The organism is Nocardioidaceae bacterium SCSIO 66511, assembly GCA_023100825.1.
In the GTDB taxonomy this organism is placed as follows: Bacteria; Actinomycetota; Actinomycetes; order Propionibacteriales; family Nocardioidaceae; genus Solicola.
The window spans coordinates 4,488,250-4,506,259 of record CP095846.1; the positions used below are offsets into that span (position 1 = coordinate 4,488,250).

Consider the following 18,010-nt stretch of genomic DNA (forward strand, 5'->3'; position numbering starts at 1 on the left):
GCCGCAGGCGGTGTGGTCACGCGAATGCGAGCGCCGAGACGGCCACGTAGTCGATCGCCGGCTCCGTCGCCGCCCACGCGCGCGCGTCGTCGAGGTAGCGCACGCCCTTCCCGTCGAAGCGGGCGAACGGATTGCTCGACCGGGTCGGACAGCGGCGGGCGTACGCTCCGGGTTTGCCGATTCCGACGAATTCCGACCGCTCGGCGGGCCCGTTGCTCACTGCGCCGACGAGTCGAGGACGCTTGCGATTGCGGGAGCCGACGAGGTTCGCGATCTGGTGGTGCGGGCAGCGCGGGAACGCCTTGCCGGCACCGACCACAAAAGACGCACCCCACGCGTTGGCGCCGAGCACCCAGTCACGCATGCCCGTGGCGAACCGGGCGTACGTACGGTCGTGACTCAGGTTTCGGTAGAGGCGCTCGGTGACGGCCACCCCGAGCGCAAAATCCGATCCCGGATTCTCGGCTCCGCCGTAGCCGAGTGGCTGCGCATAGCGCCTTTTCGCAACTCGCAGCTGGAATCGCAGATCTCGCACGAGATCGCCCCTCGAAACAGCGAGGTTGCGGCGGCCGTACTTCGACAGGGCACGAGCCAGATCGGCGTGAGCGATTGCGCTGTTGTCGTCGCGGGCGAGGGTGTACCAGCCGTGATGCGGTCCGCGGAGATAGGCACGTGCCCAATGCGCCGCCCGTCGCAGGTCACGGCGCACATGCGTACCGCCGAGCCTGCGCGCCGCGATCGCGATCTCCGTTGCGCCGAGCTCCAGGTCGTCGCGCCACTCGTCTTCTTCGTAGTACACGTGCGGCGATGTCGTGAGCAGCCGACCGGGCTGCTTGGTACGTGCGAGAGCGAACACAGTTCGCGCCTTGCGCAGTAGCCGACGCGCGTGGTCGGGGCGACTCTGGGACTGGAGCTGGGCGCCGAGTGCGAACACCGCGGCCATCCGGCCGGCGAGGTTCGGACTGAGCCGCGCACCCGGTCGTCCGGCACGAAACGCCGGCCGGTGCTTGATGAAGTACTTCGGGCTGTGTGGGCGTACGTGTAGCCGATCGTCGCGTTGCGGAAGCCGCCATAGGTCGTGGTCGCCGACGATCTTCTTGCCGCCGTCACCGATACCGACCTGATAGAGCAGTGTCTTCGACTTGTCGAGCCACATCTTGTCGAGCCAGCGCAGCCCGTACATCGCCTCCCGACGCAGCCGCTTGTCGCCCGGCCTCTTGCGTGCCGCGACGAGCAGCGACGCATCGGCGTACGTCGACGTCTCCACGAACTTGAGGTAGTCACCGGCGTCGAACCAGCCACCACTCACATCAACGGGGCCGCCGATCCTGTGCGGCCTGCCGATGAGACGGCCGTTTCGATATCGCGGCTTGGCGTACGTACCCGCACGGCGGTCGCTCAGATGGCTCGGCTTGCGGCGCAGTTGCCCCCTCGGCACGTTGCGGCCATCGCGCTGAGTACGGAAGAAGGTGACTGCATGGCGACGCAGCGGTCGGTACAGCTGCTGCGCAGGCGCGATCTGGAACCGCGGCGATCGTGCCCGGGCGCCTCCCCGCACACGGATCCGGTACGCGCCTCGCTGATGCATCCCACCCAAACGGATCCGGTACACGTGACGGAAGTTCTTGCTCCATCGCCCGATGTCCTTGCCGAGCCGGCCGCGACGTACGACCTTGCCTCGGCGTACGACCGCGTAGCGCGCGTTCGGCGCCGAACGCGCCGTCATCACGTACGCGACCTTCGGCTCTTGCGGCGACCAACCCACCTGGTTGACGCGCACAAAAGCCCGGTTGGCGGGTGTCTGCGACGCCTCGACCTGAGCGGGTACGGCAGCCAGCAGTGCACCCGCGCATGCGAGGGCCCCGACGTTTGCGATCATCCGGCTGGACATCCGCCGATTCTCGCACCGTCGAGGCCTTGCGCGTGGACAGACTCAGCCCTGCATCGCGCTGGGGTCCATCCACATGATCTCCCACTCGTGGCCGTCGAGATCCTCGAAAGCTCCGCCGTACATGAAGCCCTCGTCCTTGGTCTCACGTGACTTTCGGCCGCCCGCCTCGACCGCCTTCGAGACCACCTGGTCGACGTCCTCGCGGCTGTCTGCACTGAGCGCGAGGATGGCCTGCGCGCTGGCGGAGGTATCGGCAATCGACTTGTCGGTGAAGGTACTGAAGAAGTCGCGGACGAGCAGCATCACGGTGGCTTGGTCGTTGACGACCATCGCGGTCGCGTTCTCGTCGGTGAAGTCTGCGTTGAACTCGAAACCGAGGGCGGTGAAGAACGCCACCGACTTATCGAGGTCTGCAACGGGCAGGTTCACAAACAGCATGCGGGACATCGGAGGATCCTTCGTTCGTTCGGTGTGCGTACGACGGGAAGACTCCCGACGCGTACGAAACTCATCGGCGAAGAGAAGTTACTCAGCAGAATCTTGTCGGGCGATACCAATTGTCGGCGGGCGCCCGTACGATCGGATGACATGTCGTCCCATGTCGTGACCGACGGTCCCACCGGACCGGTCACCGAAGAAGATCTGAACCACGCGTTCACCGCGCATCGCCGTGAGCTCACGGGTTTCTGCTACCGCATGCTCGGTGCCGGGGCCGAGGCCGAAGACGCCGTACAGGAGACGATGGTTCGCGCCTGGAAGGCGTTCGGCGACTTCGAGGGGCGGTCGTCCCTGCGGTCGTGGTTGTACCGCATCGCCAACAACGTCTGTGTCGACATGGTGCGCAGCCCGCAGCGCCGCGCACGCCCGATGGAGATGGGGCCTGCCGGGTCGACAGATGCAGTGCTCGGAGAGCAGCTCGGAGAGCACATGTTCGTCCAACCCGTACCCGACGAGCAGGTGATCGACCTCGACGGTGACCCCGCCGCCGTCGCGGCGGCGCGAGAGTCGATCCGCCTGGCGTTCGTCGCTGCGCTGCAGCATCTGCCCGCTCGCCAGCGCTCGGTGCTCATCCTCTGCGAGGTGCTCCGCTGGAAGGCCGCCGAGGTCGCAGAGCTCCTCGATACGAGCACTGCTTCGGTCAACAGCGCACTGCAGCGGGCTCGAGCGACACTCGCGACGGTGCAGGGCGAGCCGCTCGACCCGCGTACCGACCCCGGCCAGGCGGAGCTGCTGGCGAAGTACGTCGACGCGTTCGAGCGCTACGACATCAAGGCCTTGGTGGGCCTACTGCGCGACGACGTGGTGCTGTCGATGCCCCCGTGGGACCTGTGGCTGGAGGGCACCGACGACTTCGCAGGCTGGTTCCTCGGCCAGGGCAGCGTATGCAGAGACGGCAAGCTCATCCCGGTCGATGTCAACGGCTCGCCGGGCTTCGCGAACTACCACAAGGTCGCCGACGGGGTCTGGGACTCGTGGGCGATCCAGGTCATCGAGATCGCCGACGGCAAGATCATCGGTCATCACAACTTCATCGGCACCGAGCACTTCGAGGCGTTCGGCGTACCCCTGCGCATCGAGGCTCAGTGACCGATTAGTTCCGCCTCGGTCGTACGTCTATCCGGCGTGACGACCGATGACGCGCTCCCGTGGGCCCGGATCGTGCTCGTGGTGGGTGACCTTGAGCTGCCCGTCAAGAGCATCGACCGCGCCGTACCCTGCGACCTCGAGCTCGTCGACGACCTGCTCCGGTTCCACTTCGCCGCCAGTAGGCTCGGGCTGCCCATGCGGATCACGGACGTACACGAGGATCTGCGCGAGCTCACCGATCTCGTCGGGGTGACCGACGTGCTGCGATGAGGACGGGACTGCTTGTGTCTGTCGGCTCAGGTCAGCGCATGGACGCCGAGGCCGCTTTCGCCCGGAGCGTGCTCGTCGCGCAGCACGAGGTTGTCGTCGTAGTCGCCGCCGGTCTCCGGTCGGTAGTCGATCGGAACATCCGTCGCCAACCCGACGAGCCGCTTGCGCAGGGACGCGGCAGCGTCGGCGTACTGCTGTGCGGAGACGTGCTCCGCCCCGTGGATGCCGAGCGGCGGCATCGGGTCCATGCCGGTGTACCAGAACGTCCCGTGTAGCAAGGGGAAAAGCACCTGGTCGAGTTGGCCGCTGATCCCACGCGGCCCGAAAGTCTCCTCGGCCGCGCCGATCGTCACGACCGCGAGTCCGCGTTTGCCGCGCAACCTGCCGTCGCCATAACGGAGGTTGTGCCCTGGGTGCTCCGGATCCTGGACTCCGTACGCGAATCCCTTCACGAACACGCGGTCGATCCAGCCCTTCATGATCGCGGGCATGCCGAACCACCACAGTGGGAACTGGAACACCACGGCGTCGGCCCATTCGAGCTTCTCGATCTCGGCGCGGATGTCAGAGCTGAGCGTCTCGGTCTGGTACGCGTGCTTCGACGCCGGTCCGATGCGCAACCGCTCCTCGGCCACCTGCTCGGTGTAGTCGTCGCTGTCGACCGTCGGCTTCCAGTCCATCGCGTATAGATCCGACTCGCGGACCTCGTGCCCGAGTTCGGCGAGCGTCTCGAGTCCGGCGGAGCGCAAGGCGCCATTGAGGGAACGGGCTTCGGGGTGGGCGTAGATCCATAGGACGTTCATGGGATAGATCCTGGTCGGACGAGCTCGGCACAACAATGGCTTGATAGCCAACATGTGCAAGAATCAGGCCATGCACAGGGTCGTCGTACTCGCCCGACACGGAGTGATGCCGCTCGAGCTCGGGCTCGTACACCAGATCTTCGGCGCGGCGAAGACCGCCGACGGAAGTCGGCTGTACGAGGTCATCACCTGCACGCCGACACCCGGTCAGGTGCGGACCAACGCCGACTTCGCCATCGAGGTCGACCACGGACCCGAAGCGATCGACTCCGCAGATACCGTCGTGGTGCCCGCGTCCTATGAGTACGACAACCAACCCGGCGGTTCAGTAGTCACCGCCGATGTCGCCGACGCGCTCGATCGGGTACGCCCCGGCACCAGGCTCGCCTCGATCTGTACGGGCAGCTTCTTGCTGGCGGCCGTCGGCCTGCTCGACGGCCGGCCGGCAACCACGCACTGGCAGTCTGCCGAGCGGTTCCGTGCACAGTTTCCCAAGGTGCGACTCGACCCAGACGTGCTGTACACCGACGACGGCGACGTACTCACGTCCGCAGGCGAGGCGTCCGGCATCGACCTCTGCCTCCATCTGATTCGTCGCGACCACGGCAGCGCCGTTGCGAACGCCGCCGCTCGCTCCAACGTCGTGCCCCCGCACCGCGACGGCGGCCAGGCGCAGTACATAAGGCGACCGGTCCACGAACCAGAGCAAGCATCAACCGGCGCAGCCCGCCAGTGGGCGCTCGCAAATCTCGACCGCCCGTTGTCACTTCGTGAGCTGGCAATGCAGGAGTCGATGAGCGTACGTACGTTCACCCGGCGCTTCCGCGAGGAGGTCGGGCTTTCGCCCGGTCAGTGGCTTGCACAGCAACGGCTCGACAGAGCACGCGAGCTGCTCGAGCAAACGGATCTGCCGATCGACACCGTGGCCGCACAAGCGGGGTTCGGTACGGGGACCTCCCTGCGGCAACAACTGCATGCCACTCTGGGGGTCTCGCCCCGTGCATACCGACGGACGTTCCGGGTACCCGTCACGCCGTGAACATCCGTGGGATCACAGTGCGAGGTGGAGGCGGAGCGCGTCATCGAGCATCGTCATCGACGCGTCCGATACGAGGCCCACGGCCGGGCCCAGGCGTTCGGCGTGCGATTTGCGCCATCGTTGCTCACGATCACCGTTGGCCGACGCTTATCGGATTCCGACCCCACGAACCGGCGCGAGGTCAGCGATCCGTACTTCCCCGCGTCGCATCAGCGAGCAAGCCCGTCGCCGACTGCGCTCTCCCACGTCTCGGAGTCCTCAGACCATTCGGCCGAGGCCCGCTCGTATGCATCGGCGAGCTCGGAGGACCGCAGCAGGAGGAGTGCCCGGCGTAGCACGGCGGACCGCGATCCGGTCTCGTGCTTACGTGCGTACTCGTCGATGAATGCGACATCCTCCTCAGGAATGCTGATGCCGAGCTTCATACCGGCAATGCTACTCCGGTCATACCCGCGGATCATTGGGCTGCGGTGACGTTCTTGTGCGCGTTCAGACTGGCGAGATCGGCCGCCGCTCGGCCGGCCGCCAGACCCTCGGCATTGCTGACCGATGAGCGTCTGCCCTTGCTGAGGTGCGGGAACAGGTCGGCGCACGCCGCATCGACCTGGGCTTCGTGACGTCTGAGTACCGGCACCAGTGCCTTCTCGTCGCCGGTCTCGCGCACGACCTCGGCGGCCGCTGCGCGTAGGCGCTGACCGATGCGGTCCGCGTACGCGAGCAGGAACGAACGTCGGAACGATCGGGTGCGCGACGTGCCCCACCCGTCACTTCGACTCCCGTGCGCGAGCATCGCCGTCTGCGCTTGCACGAGCAGCGATGCGGTCATCAGCTCGACCGCGTCGATATCGCCGGCCGCACCGAGCACCGTCACGAACTCCAACTTCTCGGTGAACACCGCGCGGCAGCGATTGGCCATGGACACCTGGTGGATCAGATCGGCCTTCGCGGAAACGTACGGCGCGTCTATCCAGATGCGCCGCACGCTCACGCGGCTCCGATCGGCATCGTCGACCGGCTCGTCGAGCAACTGGGTGAGCGCGTACCGGCTGATCAGCTCCTGCGCCTTCGCCGACAGCGCCTCGGCTTCTTCAGCCGATTCGGTCGACTCTGCCTTCGCAAGGAGCGCACGTACGCGCGTCAGGTGTTTGGAGCTGGACGCCGCAGCCTCACCCGACCGGCCGGTTCGCGATGAGCCCAAGATCGTGACCGTGTGCTCGATCGGAGGAAGCGCCACGAGAACCGCGAGAAGCCCGAAGACGATCGTCAGGTCGGATGGCGACAGCAACTCCGGTGTCTTCGGGTGGGGGAGTCGGTTGAGGTCGTCGTACCACGACGGCGAGCTCGGTCCGCCAGCATGCCTCTCGGTCTCGGCATGCAGTAGCCAAGACAGGATCGGCAGCTGTTGCTCCTCGCCCCGGCGTCGGACCACCTCGTACAGGTCCGTCGGCGCCCAGCCGCTCTCCACGGCCGACGCGAGCACGTAACTGAGGCAGTCGGTGATCGCATCGCTCATCACCTCGCGACCGGTGCGGCTCGCGAGCTTCACCACCGCATCGGCCACGTCTTTGGCGATCCGCGGCGACCGCTGCACCTCGATGACCACCCACGACAGCACGGTCTTGGCGATGGCCGGACCGTCCATACCGACGAAAGGATCCTCGAACTCTGGTGGCCGCGCACGGCTGTTCTCGGATGCCGGATCGTCATCGACCCGCGCCCGACCTGGCGCCGATCGCGGCCGCCGGTGTCTCGCTCCCAATGCCATCTCCTGTCCTCAGCGTTCGTCGGGCAGATTAGTGGCCTGCACTTCGCTCGGGTCGGCAGTGAGCGCCGAACTGTGGATCGCGGGTCGCCTGTGGACGAGGAGTGGTCGGAACGCAGAACGCCCGCCCCGGATCGCGGGACGGGCGTCGTACGTCAGGCGCGACGGTCAGTCGCAGTTCTCGTCGACGTACTCCGTGATGTTGGTCGACGCAGACGAGACCTCCTCCGGGTCCATCTCGGAGACGGACTCGGGGTCGTTGACGACGTCGCGAAGCAGTTCCATGTCGTCCTTGATCTCATCGGGCGCAGCGTCGACCGCATCGTCGATCGCGTCCTTGGTCTCGCTGGACTCGGGGTCGAACGAATCTAGATCGCCGCCGGCGTCACAGAAGTCGTCTCCGCCACCACAAGCGGTCAAAGTACCTGCGGCCATGATTGCCGCGGCAACTGCCAGTCCTGCTCGACGCATGCGTGTATCTCCTCAGTAGCTAAGTGGGTTTACGGCCTGCGCCGTATCCGGGCTCGATCGGCCCGGCGAACACTGTAGATGCTGAGGCACCCGGCCGGGTTCCCGGGGAAGGCGAGATGAACAGCGAGCGTACGTTCGCCGACTCACCGGATCTCATAGCAAAGGTCCGCTCTGCATGGCCAAGCTGCCATGCAGAGCGGACCTCTACCAGGTGAAGCTGGTGAACGACCAGCCGAATCAGACCGTGAAGTCGACTCCCTGTGCGAGCGGCAGCTCGCCGGAGTAGTTGACGGTGTTGGTCGCGCGGCGCATGTACGCACGCCACGCATCCGAACCCGACTCGCGGCCGCCGCCGGTGTGCTTCTCGCCGCCGAACGCGCCGCCGATCTCGGCGCCGGACGTGCCGATGTTGACGTTCACGATGCCGCAGTCGGCGCCCTCTGCCGAGACGAACTTCTCGGCCTCGGCTTGATCTTGGGTGAAGATGCTCGCCGACAGGCCCTGTGGCACGTCGTTCTGCAGGGCGATCGCCTCGTCGAGATCGTCATACGGCAGGACGTACAGTAGCGGCGCGAAGGTCTCGTCGCGCACGATCGGAGCCTGCTGGTCGATGCGTACGATCGCCGGCTCGGCGTAGTAGGCGTTGGGAGCCGCGTCTTCGAGGCGACGGCCGCCGCCGACGATGAGCGAGCCACCGGCGTCCTTAGCGGAGTCGATCGCGCGGGTCATCTTCTCGTACGCCTGCTGGTGGATCATCGGGCCGACGAGGGTGCCGTCGGCCATCGGATCACCGATCGGCAGCCGCGAGTACGCGCCGGCGAGACGCTCGCTCAGATCGTCGACGACACTGCGGTGCGCGATGACGCGACGCATCGTCGTGCAGCGCTGCCCGGCAGTGCCTGCAGCGGAGAACACGATGCCGCGCATGGTCAGGTCGAGGTCGGCCGACGGCGTCACGATGGCAGCGTTGTTGCCACCGAGCTCGAGCAGCGAACGTCCGAACCTCTCGGCGACCCTCGGGCCGACGATGTTGCCCATGCGGGTCGAGCCGGTCGCGCTCACCAGCGCGACGCCCGGATCGTCGACCAGCGTCTGGCCGACCTCCTGCGCACCGATCACGAGCTGGCTCACGTACTGAGGAGCGCCGACCTCGCGCACGGCGCGGTCCAACAGGGCCGCGCAAGCGGCCGACGTCATCGGCGTGAGCTCCGACGGCTTCCAGATCACCGGGTCACCGCAGACGAGGGCAACGGCGGTGTTCCACGACCAGACGGCCGCCGGGAAGTTGAACGCGCTGATGACGCCGACGACGCCGAGCGGGTGCCAGGTCTCCATCAGGCGGTGACCCGGGCGCTCAGACGGCATCGTGCTGCCGCCGATCTGACGCGAGAGACCGACCGCGAAGTCGCAGATGTCGATCATCTCTTGGACCTCGCCACGAGCCTCCGAGGTGATCTTGCCGACCTCGAGACTGATGAACGTGGCGATGTCGTCCTTGTGCTCGACGAGCAGCTCACCGAAACGCTTGACGAGCGCACCGCGTACCGGTGCCGGTACGACGCGCCACTGCTTGAAGGCGTCTTGCGCACGCTCAACGGCCTGCTTGACGGCGGTCTCGTCCTCGTAAGCGACGGAGAACACCGGCTCACCGTTGATCGGCGAACGGTTCGTGACGTCGCTTCCCAGCGCGTCGGCGTCGACACCGCAGCGGTCGAGCGTCGTACGGGCGATCTCCGTAAGCCGCTCCGAAGTCGGAAGGGTGGTTGGCGGTGTCACAGGCTCCTCCTCGAGCTGGTATAGCAAATAGTGGATTCGTTCATACGATGTTGGTCTCCGGACGTAGGCCTGCGCGCGCAAATCTGCTCGCGTCGAGGCCGCCGACGTCGACGAAGGGTTCGTTTCCAAGATAGATGTCGCGCATGACCTCGCCAACCGCCGGTCCCATCAGGAACCCGTGACCGGAGAAGCCGGTTGCGTACAGGAACCGACTCACTTCGGCCGCCTCACCGATGAGTGCATTGTGGTCGGGCGTCTCCTCGTAGAGTCCGGCCCATCCGCTGGCCAGTCCGACGTCGCTCAGGCCGGGCGCTCGGCGCTCGATCGCCTCACCGAGCCGCGGCAGCCAGTCCTGGCTCTGCGAGAGCTTGAAGCCGGGCGTCTCGTCCGGATCGGACATACCCATCAACAGGCCGTCACCCTCGCCGTGGAAGTAGAAGCTGGTCGCGAAGTCGATCGTGAACGGCAGGTCAGGCGGCAGATCGGCGATCGCCTCCGAAATCAGGATCTGCCGGCGTAACGGCGTCACCGGCAGATCGACACCGGCCCAGGCACCGATCTGCTGCGCCCACGCGCCGGCCGCGCAGACAACGGTCGCGCATTCGATCCGCCCGGCTTCGGTACGCACGGCGCGGATGTGTCCGCCGTCGACGTCGATGCCCGTCGCGGCGCACGAGGTGGCAATGCGTACGCCGAGCCGTCGCGCCGCCGAGGCGTACCCGAGCACGACCGACTCGGGTGTGCAGTGCCCGTCGTTGGGACCGTACGCAGCGGCGAGCAAACCTTCGGTGGAGATCAGCGGCGAGAGCTTCTTCGCCTCGTCGACGTCGATCATCCGAGTCTGTACGCCGAGCTCGTTCTGCAGTGCGACGTTGCGCTCGAACGTCGCCACGGCATCGGGCGAGTCGAGCAGGAACAGATACCCCACCTGATGCAGGTCGATCTGCTGGCCGAAGATCGCCTCGAAGTTCTCGAAGGTCTCCAGGCTGCGTGCGCCGAGAACGATGTTGACCTCGTCGGAGAACTGCGCCCGCACACCACCGGCCGCCTTGCACGTCGAGCCCGAACCCAGCGCGTCCTTTTCGACCAGCACCACATCGCGTACGCCCGCCTTCGCGAGGTGGTACGCCGTGCTGAGGCCCATGACGCCGCCGCCGATGACGACGACATCGGCGTGTGAAGGCAGATCCTGGCGAGTCATCCCACCATGATCCCCTCGCGGATGCCCAGAAGCGAAGCCACCTCGTCGAGCGACACTTGCCGCTCGGCGGCGTACAGATCGTACGGGTCGTTGACCGTACGACCGATCGCCTCAGACATCCACTCGATGTCTCGCGGAGCGCCGCCCTGCAAGGCGTCCATGTTGCCGGTCGAGGTGAGGTTGGAGGCGAAGATGCCCGCCGCGGAACGCGGTAGGAAGTCTTCGTACACGATCGGTTCGGGTGTCACCCAGCCCTGGCCGATGAGCTCGGCGAGCTCCCGCGGCGGTGTGCCCGTCGGCCGGTCGGCGTTCACCGAGAACGTGAAGTACGCGAGGTCGCGACGGGCGAGCTCGGACTCCGAACCCGGTAGCTCTTCGCGCCAGACCTGGGATGCGATCGCCTGACGACCTGCCTCGGGCCGCGCCCGGTGCCTGTTGTCGACGACAGCGACCATCCGGTCGTACACGTCGCGACCCGCGGGTGTCAGCGCGACTCCGCGCGCCTCGACCTCGCCGAACCGTACGCGCAACTCACCCGTCGTGAGAGAGCCGTCGGGTTCGCGCATCTTGCGCGGCTCGGCGAGTGCGCGAAATGACGTCTGGCGCAGCAGGACATCCGGTCCGTCCCAACGCGGTGGACCCTGAATGGCATCGATCATCGCGATGCCACGATCGGTCATGCTGTCGTACAGGTCGTCGATGTCGAGTACGCGCGGCGTCAGGTGGTTGATGTGCGTGCTTGCCACCCCGCCGATGTCGGCCGCGACGCCGGAGATGCCTTCGAGCTCTTCGTACCAGGCGCGGTCGACGGGTTCAGCCGACAGCGCGAACGACGCGGCCGCCAGATCGAGGAACTCCGCTGCCCGCTCCTCATCGAGCCCGCCGTCGGCTTCGGCCCGGTCGGCGAGCTCCAGCAACCGTTGCGGGAACAACTCGCGGGCATCGAGGAACCGCTTCAGGCGAGACTCCAGATCCGCATCGAAGAAGCGGCGGTCCTCCGGTACGAGCATCGAGGTGAACACCCGGAACGGGTTCTTAGCCAGCTCGGCGCGATCAGTCGGGCGGAACGCCGTCGACACGACGGGAATCGGCTGTGGCTTCGCATCGCGCAGGTCGTAGAAGCCGGTCGGACTCATGCCGAGAGCGCCGAAGATACGGGCGACCTGGGCGAGCTCGGTCGGCGTACCCACTCGGATCGCGCCGTGTCGTTCGGCGGTCACGCGGTCGATCGAACCCAACCGTTCTGCGTCGGCCCCGTCGCGCTGCATCACGCGCGCGTTCACCTCATGCGACACCTCGACGAGAGTGTTGTACGCGGGCACCTCGCTGCCGTACAACTCCGACAGCCGCAGCGCGAACCTCGCTCGCAGTTCGCTCGTCTCGACGGTCACACCGTCACCTCCGTTAGTTCCGCGGGGCACTGGCCGCGCAGCTCCATTGCCTTACGTACGCGCTGGCGCGCGAGCATCGTCGCGGCCTCGTGCGGCGTGATCTCATGCGTCGTGCTCTCGCCGAGGACGGTCGGCACGTTGGCTCGTACCTTCGCCGAGATCATGGTGAAGATCGCCGCAGGCTCGACGGGCAGCGCCGAGTAGCGCGCGTCCATCGAGTGTGCGGCCGCGATGATGCCGCCACAGTTGGCGATGAAGTCGGGTACGAGAGCGACGCCGCGCTTGTGCAGCACCGCACGCGACGACGGGTTCGTCGGCAGGTTGGCGCCCTCGACGACGAGGCGGGCGGTCGTCGACCCCGCGATCGCATCGCCGATGACGTCTTCGCGTGCCGCCGGTACGAGGATGTCGGTCTCGACCGAGAGCGCGATATCGGCCGGTTGCACACCGCCGTACTCGCGTACGCAGTCGTCGCCGACCTCGGTACGAAGGCGCGCGAGCCGGGCGACGTCGATGCCGTCCGGCTCGTGCACCGCGCCGGCCGCCGTCGACACCGCGACGATCGTTGCTCCCAGCTCGACGAGGCGCTCAGCCGCCGCCTGGCCGACCGCGCCGAAGCCCTGGATCGCGACCCGCGACCCGCTCAACGGAAGGCCGATCGCCTGCGCCGCAGCATCGGTCGCCTCCGCGACGCCGAAGCCGGTCACGCCGAGCTTGTCGTACGGTACGCCACCCAGCGCTCGTGGCAGTCCGACCGCAGCACCACGATCGCGCAGCTCGTCGATGAAGATCGCGGCATCGTCTTCGGCGAGGCCCATGTCGAGCCCGAACACGTACTCCGAGGGAACCTCGTTGGCAAGGGCACGTGCGAACGCCCGCAGCACTGATTCCTTGTCAGCACCGTTCGGGTCACCCAGAATGCCCGCCTTGGCGCCGCCGTGGAACAGATCGACGGCCGCCCACTTCCACGTCATGGTGCGGGCGAGTCGGGCGACCTCCTCGACGGTGAGCGTCGGGCTCATCCGGGTGCCGCCCTTGCCCATGCCGCGTGCGGTGTTGTCGATGACCAGGACCCCACGCATGCCCGTACGTCGGTCGGACACGCAGACGACCTTCTCCGGGCCCCATTCGTCCATCGCCGCCAACATGTCCGTCATCGCCTCGCGTACCTCCACAGATCAGACGGCCGATCGTCGTTGACCGGTCGCTGCCAGCATGGCGCGCGGGGTACGCGAGTTGCCAGGGTTCGAGCGCCCGAGTGGGTTGGGTCAGGGTAAGCAACCCTGTTGCCCGCTCACCGCCACCGCCACCACCGCCGCCCCTCCGCTGGGCGCCGACAGCCTGAGCGGCTCGGCTCGCTACGCCCCGTGCCGAGACACCGCGTAGCGCAGGAAGGCGAAGCCGCCCGATGCGCTCGCTTCTTCGAGACGCAATCGCTGCTCGATGCGGCGTGGCAGCACCGGCGCACCGCCGCCAAGGAACACAGGAGCGACACCGAGGATGATCTCGTCGAGCAAGCCCGCATCGTCGCACTGACCGACGAGGTCACCACCGCCGATGACCCAGACGTTGCGATCACCCGCGGCCTCGGTCATCTCCGCGTGCGTGGGTTCGACGTCGCCGCGTACGAAGCGGATGTCGGCGCCAGGAATGACGGGCAAGTCCCGATGGGTGAACACCCACATCGGCCGATCGGCGTAGAACTCCTGCCACCGCTGCGGATTCTCGAGGAGGTTTTCCTGGTCGATCACCCACTCGTAGGTGATCGAACCGCACGCCATGGCACCGACCTCGCCGAAGAACGTCTCCCACCGCTCGTCCTTCTCGGCAGGACGCGATGCGGCGAACAACCAGTCCAAGCTGTTGTGCTCGTCAGCGATGTATCCATCGATGCTGACCCCCGTGTAGTACTGCGTCTTCGTCATGTCCGTACTGTGTCATCGGGCGCCGACAGCCGCGTCGATTCAGGTCGCCTCCACGCCCTCCGTACCAGCCGCAACGTCGGTCGCGGCCGAGGTCAGTGCGTCGACGGCGGCCGGGGCACTTGGTCCCGCCCCGATCGGGCGGTGAAGTGCGAGTACGTGCCGGCGTACGTCGACGTCATCGAGCGAACGAGCAACGATCCCCTCAGCAGGTACATGCGCGAGTGCGGGTACGAGCGCGATTCCGAGCCCGGAGCGGACGAACTCGCGGATCACGTCGTAGTCGTTGCTGCGCACGCTGACCTGGGGTACGAAGTCGGCCTCGGCACAGATCCGGTCCAGGCACGTCGCACCCGATGAGCCTTCGCGCGTACGCACCCAGGTCTCGTCCTCGAGATCTGCCAGGGTCACGGTCTGCTCACCGGCGAGCCGATGACCATCGGGCAGCAGGAGTACGAGCCGCTCCTCGACGAGCGGCGTACGCGTCAGGCCGGCCGGCCAGCGCTGCGGAACGAGGTCGTAGCGGTAGACGACGGCGACGTCCAACTCCCCGTCGCGCAGCAGCGCGACCAGTTCCGCGGGCTCGCCCTCGTCGAGCTCGACGCGTACGTCGGGATGTGCCTGCCGGTACGCCGCGAGCCCGCCCGGCAGCAGTCGCTCACTCGCCGTCGGAAAGCTACCGAGCCGCAGCCGTCCGAGCTCACCGGCGACAAGTCCGCGTACGTCGTCGTCGAGCCCGTCGAGTGCCGAAAGGGAATCGCGGGCACGCTCGGCCAAGAACTCCGCCGCCGGCGTAGCGGTGATGCTGTGCGCGTCCCGCTCGAACAGCGGCAACTGCACTGCCCGCTCGAGGGCGGCGATCTGCTGCGAAACCGCCGATGCCGTATAGCCCAACTGTCGTGCGGCATCGGCGAACGACCCCGTACGTATGACCGCGGTGAGCGTACGCAGGTGCACGGGGTTGAGCATGCCGCCACCCTATGCGCGTCGAGTGGCTCAGTCCTCGACCGGCTTCTTCCGGTCGCTGTTGATCGCGATCGTCGACAGCCAGACCACGGCGCCGATATCGATGCCGAAGAAGACCAGCGTCCAGATCAGGATCTCGGCGGTCATCGTGCACCTCCCTTACGTCCCGTGCGGGGCAATCGGATCCGGCGAAGGTTCGGGTCCTTGACGAACGCGGCACCGGGGCCCATCGACGACGCCATCGGACCGCTCATCACCTTGTCGGCCAGGAAGTTGTTGAGCGCCAGCATGATCAACGCGAGAATCGCCCACTGCACGATCATGGTGCCGAAGCTGAACTGCGACCACGGGTTCCACCACTCGTCGACGTCCTGAACCGACTGCTGCAACCACCAGCCGAGCAGTACGACGAGCATCACCGGGAAACCGTAGATGCAGATGTTCCACCACCGGCCGACCCGGACGTCACTTGCCTCGTCCAGCTCCCGCCTCGCCCGCTCGACGCCGTACTTCATCATCGCGATCGCCGCGCACAGGCCACTGAGCAGCAGCCCGATGCCCCAGACGTTGTCCTGGTTGGTCAGGAACTCGACGCTGTACGCAGATGGGATGCCAGCGACGAGCGTCGCGAGCACAACCCAGCCGACCGCGCTCCTGCGCTCGAGGCCCATGTCCATGATGTTTCGGGCCGACAGCTCGACCATCGCGATCAGACTGGAGATGCCGGCGAGGAACAGCGCAAGGAAGAACAGCGGCCCGAAGACGGCGCCGCCGGGCATCTGACCGAGCAGCTCAGCGAAGTAGGTGAACGCGAAGTTCTGATTGCCCGCGCCGGCGGCCGTCGCCGCGTACTCCTCGCCGCGTAGCGAGAAGACGGTGCACAGGACTGCCGTGCCGGCGAGCAGCGAGGCGAGCAAGTTGGCCGAACAGGTGAGTCCGGCGTTGACCGCCATGTCCTCGCGCTTGCGCATGTAAACCGAGTACGTGAGATAGAGACCCCAGCCGGCACCGGTCGAGAACGCCATCTGGGTGAATGCCTGCAGCCACATGTCGGGCTCGCCGAACTGACTCCAGTCCGGTACGAACATGTACTCCAGACCGCCCGACGCACCGTCGAGGGTGAGTGCCTGGATCACCAGAATCACCAGGATCACGAACAGCACGGGGATCGCGATGTTCAGGACGGTCTCGATGCCGCCCTTGAGTCCGCGCAGGACGATGTAACCGACGATCGCGATCGAGATGACGTGGAAGAACATCGGCTGCCACGCGCTCTCGCTGAAGTCGAGCCAGGTAGCAGCAGTGTCGACGTTGTCGCCGCTGAACTCTCCGGTGAGCGAGTAGACGAGATACCGCAGCGCCCAGCCGCAGATCACCGAGTAGTAGAACATGATCGCGATCGTCACGAAGCCCATGAAGCCGCCCATCCAGGCGAACTTGCGGCCCATGAAGTCGCGGAAGGCACCGACTGTGCCGAGCCGGCTCTTCGAGCCGAGCAGTGCCTCGGACATCAACAGCGGCACTGCCCACACGAGGTTGGCGATGATGAGCGCGATCAGGAACGCGCCGCCGCCCCATTCACCGACCACCCGTGGGAATCGCCAGAGGTTGCCCGTACCGACCGCCATGCCGACAGCAGCCGCAATGAACGTGAACCTGTTCTTGAACACCTCGCCAGCCATGGCCAGCATCTTGGCGTGTTACCCAGGTCACACGCAAGGGTGTATTCGGGTCGGCCCGAATGCGGTCGATCGTTGCGGATCACGCTGCGCGTCAGTGGAGTCCTGCCACAGCGGCCACCGGCGTCCCAGCGGGCAGGGCAACCTCCCACTTTGCACGGTGTATCTGCCATGCAAAGCGGAGTTTCACCATGTCTACTTGGTGAACTGGCGCCGAACGTCGTCGAGTACGGGCCCGAGGTCGCTCAACGAGTCGATCTCGTACGCGGGTTGTGGGCCGTCGGGATCGACCCGGTGGCCCGGCCGCGCAACCCGGACTGTCATGAGACCCGCCTCCAGAGACCCGCGTACGTCGCGGGCAGAGGCCGCCACATGCACGTGTCCGCCCGTGTGCTCGGCGGCTCGCCGGTAGATCCGGCTCCCCGGTTTGTACGCGCGTAACCGCTCGGAGGTGAGTACGACCTCCGGGTCGACCAGACCCGCGATCTGCGTACGCGCGAACAGCGCGTCGTCGACGTTCGACAGGATGCCCAGCCGGTGTGCGCCACTGAGCTCTGCCATCGCGGGTACGACATCCGGCCACGGCGACCAGTCGGGGATCGTCGCGTGCACCGCGCGCAGGTCGACCTCTGCGTCCGCATCGAGGCCGCGGTCGGCGTACGTCTGCGCGAGCGTACGCGTCGACACCGAAGTGAAGGACTCCCACTCACCGCCAGCTTCCAATCGCTCGGCGAGCCCCTTCTGCGCCGCCTTGTTCAAACCGTCCCAGACGTCGTACAACTCGGTGCCGGTCACAGCCCAATCGCGCGCACGAGCAAACGAGTCGAACGTGCTCGAAGCGCCGCTTCGAGTGTCGAGGAGCGCACTGAACAGGTCGAAGGTGACGATCACGCCGCGATCGTACGCGGCGAGCCGTCTCGATTCGTTCGGATGGGAGGGAACCCGGCCGACCATCGGCTTCGTTGGACTGGCCAGGAGGTACCCATCATGCAATGCCCCACCGACGGATCCACCCTCGTCATGAGCGAGCGGTCCGGCATCGAGATCGACTACTGCCCGCAATGTCGGGGCGTTTGGCTCGACCGCGGAGAGCTCGACAAGATCATCGACCGAGGCGTCGAGATGTCTGCCCCGCAGGCTCGCCCACAACAGCCAACCTACGAACAGCCCCGTTACGAGCAGCGTCGGTACGACGACCGTTCGTACAAGCGGAAGAAGAAGGAGCACTGGCTGAGCGATCTGTTCGACTGAG

The 18,010-nt window shown here is 66.5% G+C and carries 18 protein-coding genes; 4 read left to right on the plus strand and 14 right to left on the minus strand.

What is annotated here, in order from left to right; translation table 11 throughout:
- Positions 1–16 precede the first annotated feature (16 nt).
- Complete coding sequence (locus tag MU582_21320) at positions 17–1,891, minus strand: glycoside hydrolase family 9 protein (protein UPK74940.1); 1,875 nt, start codon at positions 1,889–1,891, stop codon at positions 17–19.
- Between the two features lie 42 nt (positions 1,892–1,933).
- Positions 1,934–2,338 carry a VOC family protein gene (locus MU582_21325; GenBank protein ID UPK74941.1) on the minus strand — a complete coding sequence of 135 codons (405 nt, stop codon included), beginning with the start codon at positions 2,336–2,338 and terminating at the stop codon, positions 1,934–1,936.
- 141 nt (positions 2,339–2,479) lie between these two features.
- Here MU582_21325 and MU582_21330 point away from each other — a divergent pair, with 141 nt between their 5' ends.
- Together MU582_21330 and MU582_21335 are read left to right on the plus strand one after the other, a co-directional pair.
- Positions 2,480–3,478 (plus strand): sigma-70 family RNA polymerase sigma factor, encoded by a 999-nt coding sequence (locus MU582_21330; GenBank protein ID UPK74942.1) that lies wholly within the window; start codon positions 2,480–2,482, stop codon positions 3,476–3,478.
- 36 nt (positions 3,479–3,514) lie between these two features.
- Positions 3,515–3,748, plus strand: coding sequence for a hypothetical protein (locus MU582_21335; protein ID UPK74943.1), 234 nt, complete (start codon positions 3,515–3,517; stop codon positions 3,746–3,748).
- Between the two features lie 26 nt (positions 3,749–3,774).
- On the opposite strand, the gene MU582_21340 is transcribed toward MU582_21335, so the two are convergent.
- The gene (locus MU582_21340; GenBank protein UPK74944.1) at positions 3,775–4,551 is read right to left on the minus strand and encodes an NAD(P)H-dependent oxidoreductase; all 777 of its coding nucleotides are present in this window, start codon (positions 4,549–4,551) and stop codon (positions 3,775–3,777) included.
- A 70-nt stretch (positions 4,552–4,621) separates the two neighbouring features.
- Here MU582_21340 and MU582_21345 point away from each other — a divergent pair, with 70 nt between their 5' ends.
- Positions 4,622–5,590, plus strand: coding sequence for a helix-turn-helix domain-containing protein (locus MU582_21345; GenBank protein UPK74945.1), 969 nt, complete (start codon positions 4,622–4,624; stop codon positions 5,588–5,590).
- Positions 5,591–5,799: 209 nt separating this feature from the next.
- On the opposite strand, the gene MU582_21350 is transcribed toward MU582_21345, so the two are convergent.
- From MU582_21350 to MU582_21400, 11 genes are all read right to left on the minus strand, one after another.
- Positions 5,800–6,015 (minus strand): ribbon-helix-helix domain-containing protein, encoded by a 216-nt coding sequence (locus tag MU582_21350; GenBank protein ID UPK74946.1) that lies wholly within the window; start codon positions 6,013–6,015, stop codon positions 5,800–5,802.
- A 32-nt stretch (positions 6,016–6,047) separates the two neighbouring features.
- Positions 6,048–7,232: a DUF2786 domain-containing protein gene (locus tag MU582_21355; protein ID UPK74947.1), complete on the minus strand. Its 1,185-nt coding sequence runs from the start codon at positions 7,230–7,232 to the stop codon at positions 6,048–6,050.
- A 288-nt stretch (positions 7,233–7,520) separates the two neighbouring features.
- Positions 7,521–7,823: a hypothetical protein gene (locus tag MU582_21360; protein UPK74948.1), complete on the minus strand. Its 303-nt coding sequence runs from the start codon at positions 7,821–7,823 to the stop codon at positions 7,521–7,523.
- A 237-nt stretch (positions 7,824–8,060) separates the two neighbouring features.
- Positions 8,061–9,599, minus strand: a complete 1,539-nt coding sequence (locus tag MU582_21365) for an aldehyde dehydrogenase family protein (GenBank protein ID UPK74949.1) — start codon at positions 9,597–9,599, stop codon at positions 8,061–8,063.
- A 40-nt stretch (positions 9,600–9,639) separates the two neighbouring features.
- Complete coding sequence (locus MU582_21370; GenBank protein ID UPK74950.1) at positions 9,640–10,800, minus strand: FAD-binding oxidoreductase; 1,161 nt, start codon at positions 10,798–10,800, stop codon at positions 9,640–9,642.
- Positions 10,797–12,191, minus strand: coding sequence for a VOC family protein (locus MU582_21375; protein ID UPK74951.1), 1,395 nt, complete (start codon positions 12,189–12,191; stop codon positions 10,797–10,799). The genes MU582_21370 and MU582_21375 overlap by 4 nt, the downstream gene beginning before the upstream one ends.
- Positions 12,188–13,348, minus strand: coding sequence for a hypothetical protein (locus tag MU582_21380; GenBank protein ID UPK74952.1), 1,161 nt, complete (start codon positions 13,346–13,348; stop codon positions 12,188–12,190). The genes MU582_21375 and MU582_21380 overlap by 4 nt, the downstream gene beginning before the upstream one ends.
- Positions 13,349–13,549: 201 nt before the next feature.
- Complete coding sequence (locus tag MU582_21385; protein ID UPK74953.1) at positions 13,550–14,116, minus strand: dihydrofolate reductase family protein; 567 nt, start codon at positions 14,114–14,116, stop codon at positions 13,550–13,552.
- 39 nt (positions 14,117–14,155) lie between these two features.
- The gene (locus MU582_21390) at positions 14,156–15,082 is read right to left on the minus strand and encodes a LysR family transcriptional regulator (GenBank protein UPK74954.1); all 927 of its coding nucleotides are present in this window, start codon (positions 15,080–15,082) and stop codon (positions 14,156–14,158) included.
- 140 nt (positions 15,083–15,222) lie between these two features.
- Positions 15,223–16,761, minus strand: a complete 1,539-nt coding sequence (locus tag MU582_21395; GenBank protein ID UPK74955.1) for a sodium-dependent transporter — start codon at positions 16,759–16,761, stop codon at positions 15,223–15,225.
- A 192-nt stretch (positions 16,762–16,953) separates the two neighbouring features.
- On the minus strand, positions 16,954–17,649 hold the full coding sequence (locus MU582_21400) for a hypothetical protein (GenBank protein ID UPK74956.1): 696 nt from the start codon (positions 17,647–17,649) through the stop codon (positions 16,954–16,956).
- Positions 17,650–17,745: 96 nt separating this feature from the next.
- On the opposite strand from MU582_21400, the gene MU582_21405 reads away from it, so the two are divergent.
- Positions 17,746–18,009: a zf-TFIIB domain-containing protein gene (locus MU582_21405; GenBank protein ID UPK74957.1), complete on the plus strand. Its 264-nt coding sequence runs from the start codon at positions 17,746–17,748 to the stop codon at positions 18,007–18,009.
- Position 18,010: the final 1 nt, after the last annotated feature.

Coding starts and splice junctions, on each gene's coding strand:
- MU582_21395 (UPK74955.1), bottom strand. CDS start 16,761: ATGGCTGGCGAGGTGTTCAAGAACAGGTTCACGTTCATTGCGGCTGCT.
- MU582_21385 (UPK74953.1), bottom strand. CDS start 14,116: ATGACGAAGACGCAGTACTACACGGGGGTCAGCATCGATGGATACATC.
- MU582_21390 (UPK74954.1), bottom strand. CDS start 15,082: ATGCTCAACCCCGTGCACCTGCGTACGCTCACCGCGGTCATACGTACG.
- MU582_21355 (UPK74947.1), bottom strand. CDS start 7,232: ATGGACGGTCCGGCCATCGCCAAGACCGTGCTGTCGTGGGTGGTCATC.
- MU582_21340 (UPK74944.1), bottom strand. CDS start 4,551: ATGAACGTCCTATGGATCTACGCCCACCCCGAAGCCCGTTCCCTCAAT.
- MU582_21345 (UPK74945.1), top strand. CDS start 4,622: ATGCACAGGGTCGTCGTACTCGCCCGACACGGAGTGATGCCGCTCGAG.
- MU582_21360 (UPK74948.1), bottom strand. CDS start 7,823: ATGCGTCGAGCAGGACTGGCAGTTGCCGCGGCAATCATGGCCGCAGGT.
- MU582_21380 (UPK74952.1), bottom strand. CDS start 13,348: ATGACGGACATGTTGGCGGCGATGGACGAATGGGGCCCGGAGAAGGTC.
- MU582_21370 (UPK74950.1), bottom strand. CDS start 10,800: ATGACTCGCCAGGATCTGCCTTCACACGCCGATGTCGTCGTCATCGGC.
- MU582_21330 (UPK74942.1), top strand. CDS start 2,480: ATGTCGTCCCATGTCGTGACCGACGGTCCCACCGGACCGGTCACCGAA.
- MU582_21350 (UPK74946.1), bottom strand. CDS start 6,015: ATGAAGCTCGGCATCAGCATTCCTGAGGAGGATGTCGCATTCATCGAC.
- MU582_21405 (UPK74957.1), top strand. CDS start 17,746: ATGCAATGCCCCACCGACGGATCCACCCTCGTCATGAGCGAGCGGTCC.
- MU582_21325 (UPK74941.1), bottom strand. CDS start 2,338: ATGTCCCGCATGCTGTTTGTGAACCTGCCCGTTGCAGACCTCGATAAG.
- MU582_21320 (UPK74940.1), bottom strand. CDS start 1,891: ATGTCCAGCCGGATGATCGCAAACGTCGGGGCCCTCGCATGCGCGGGT.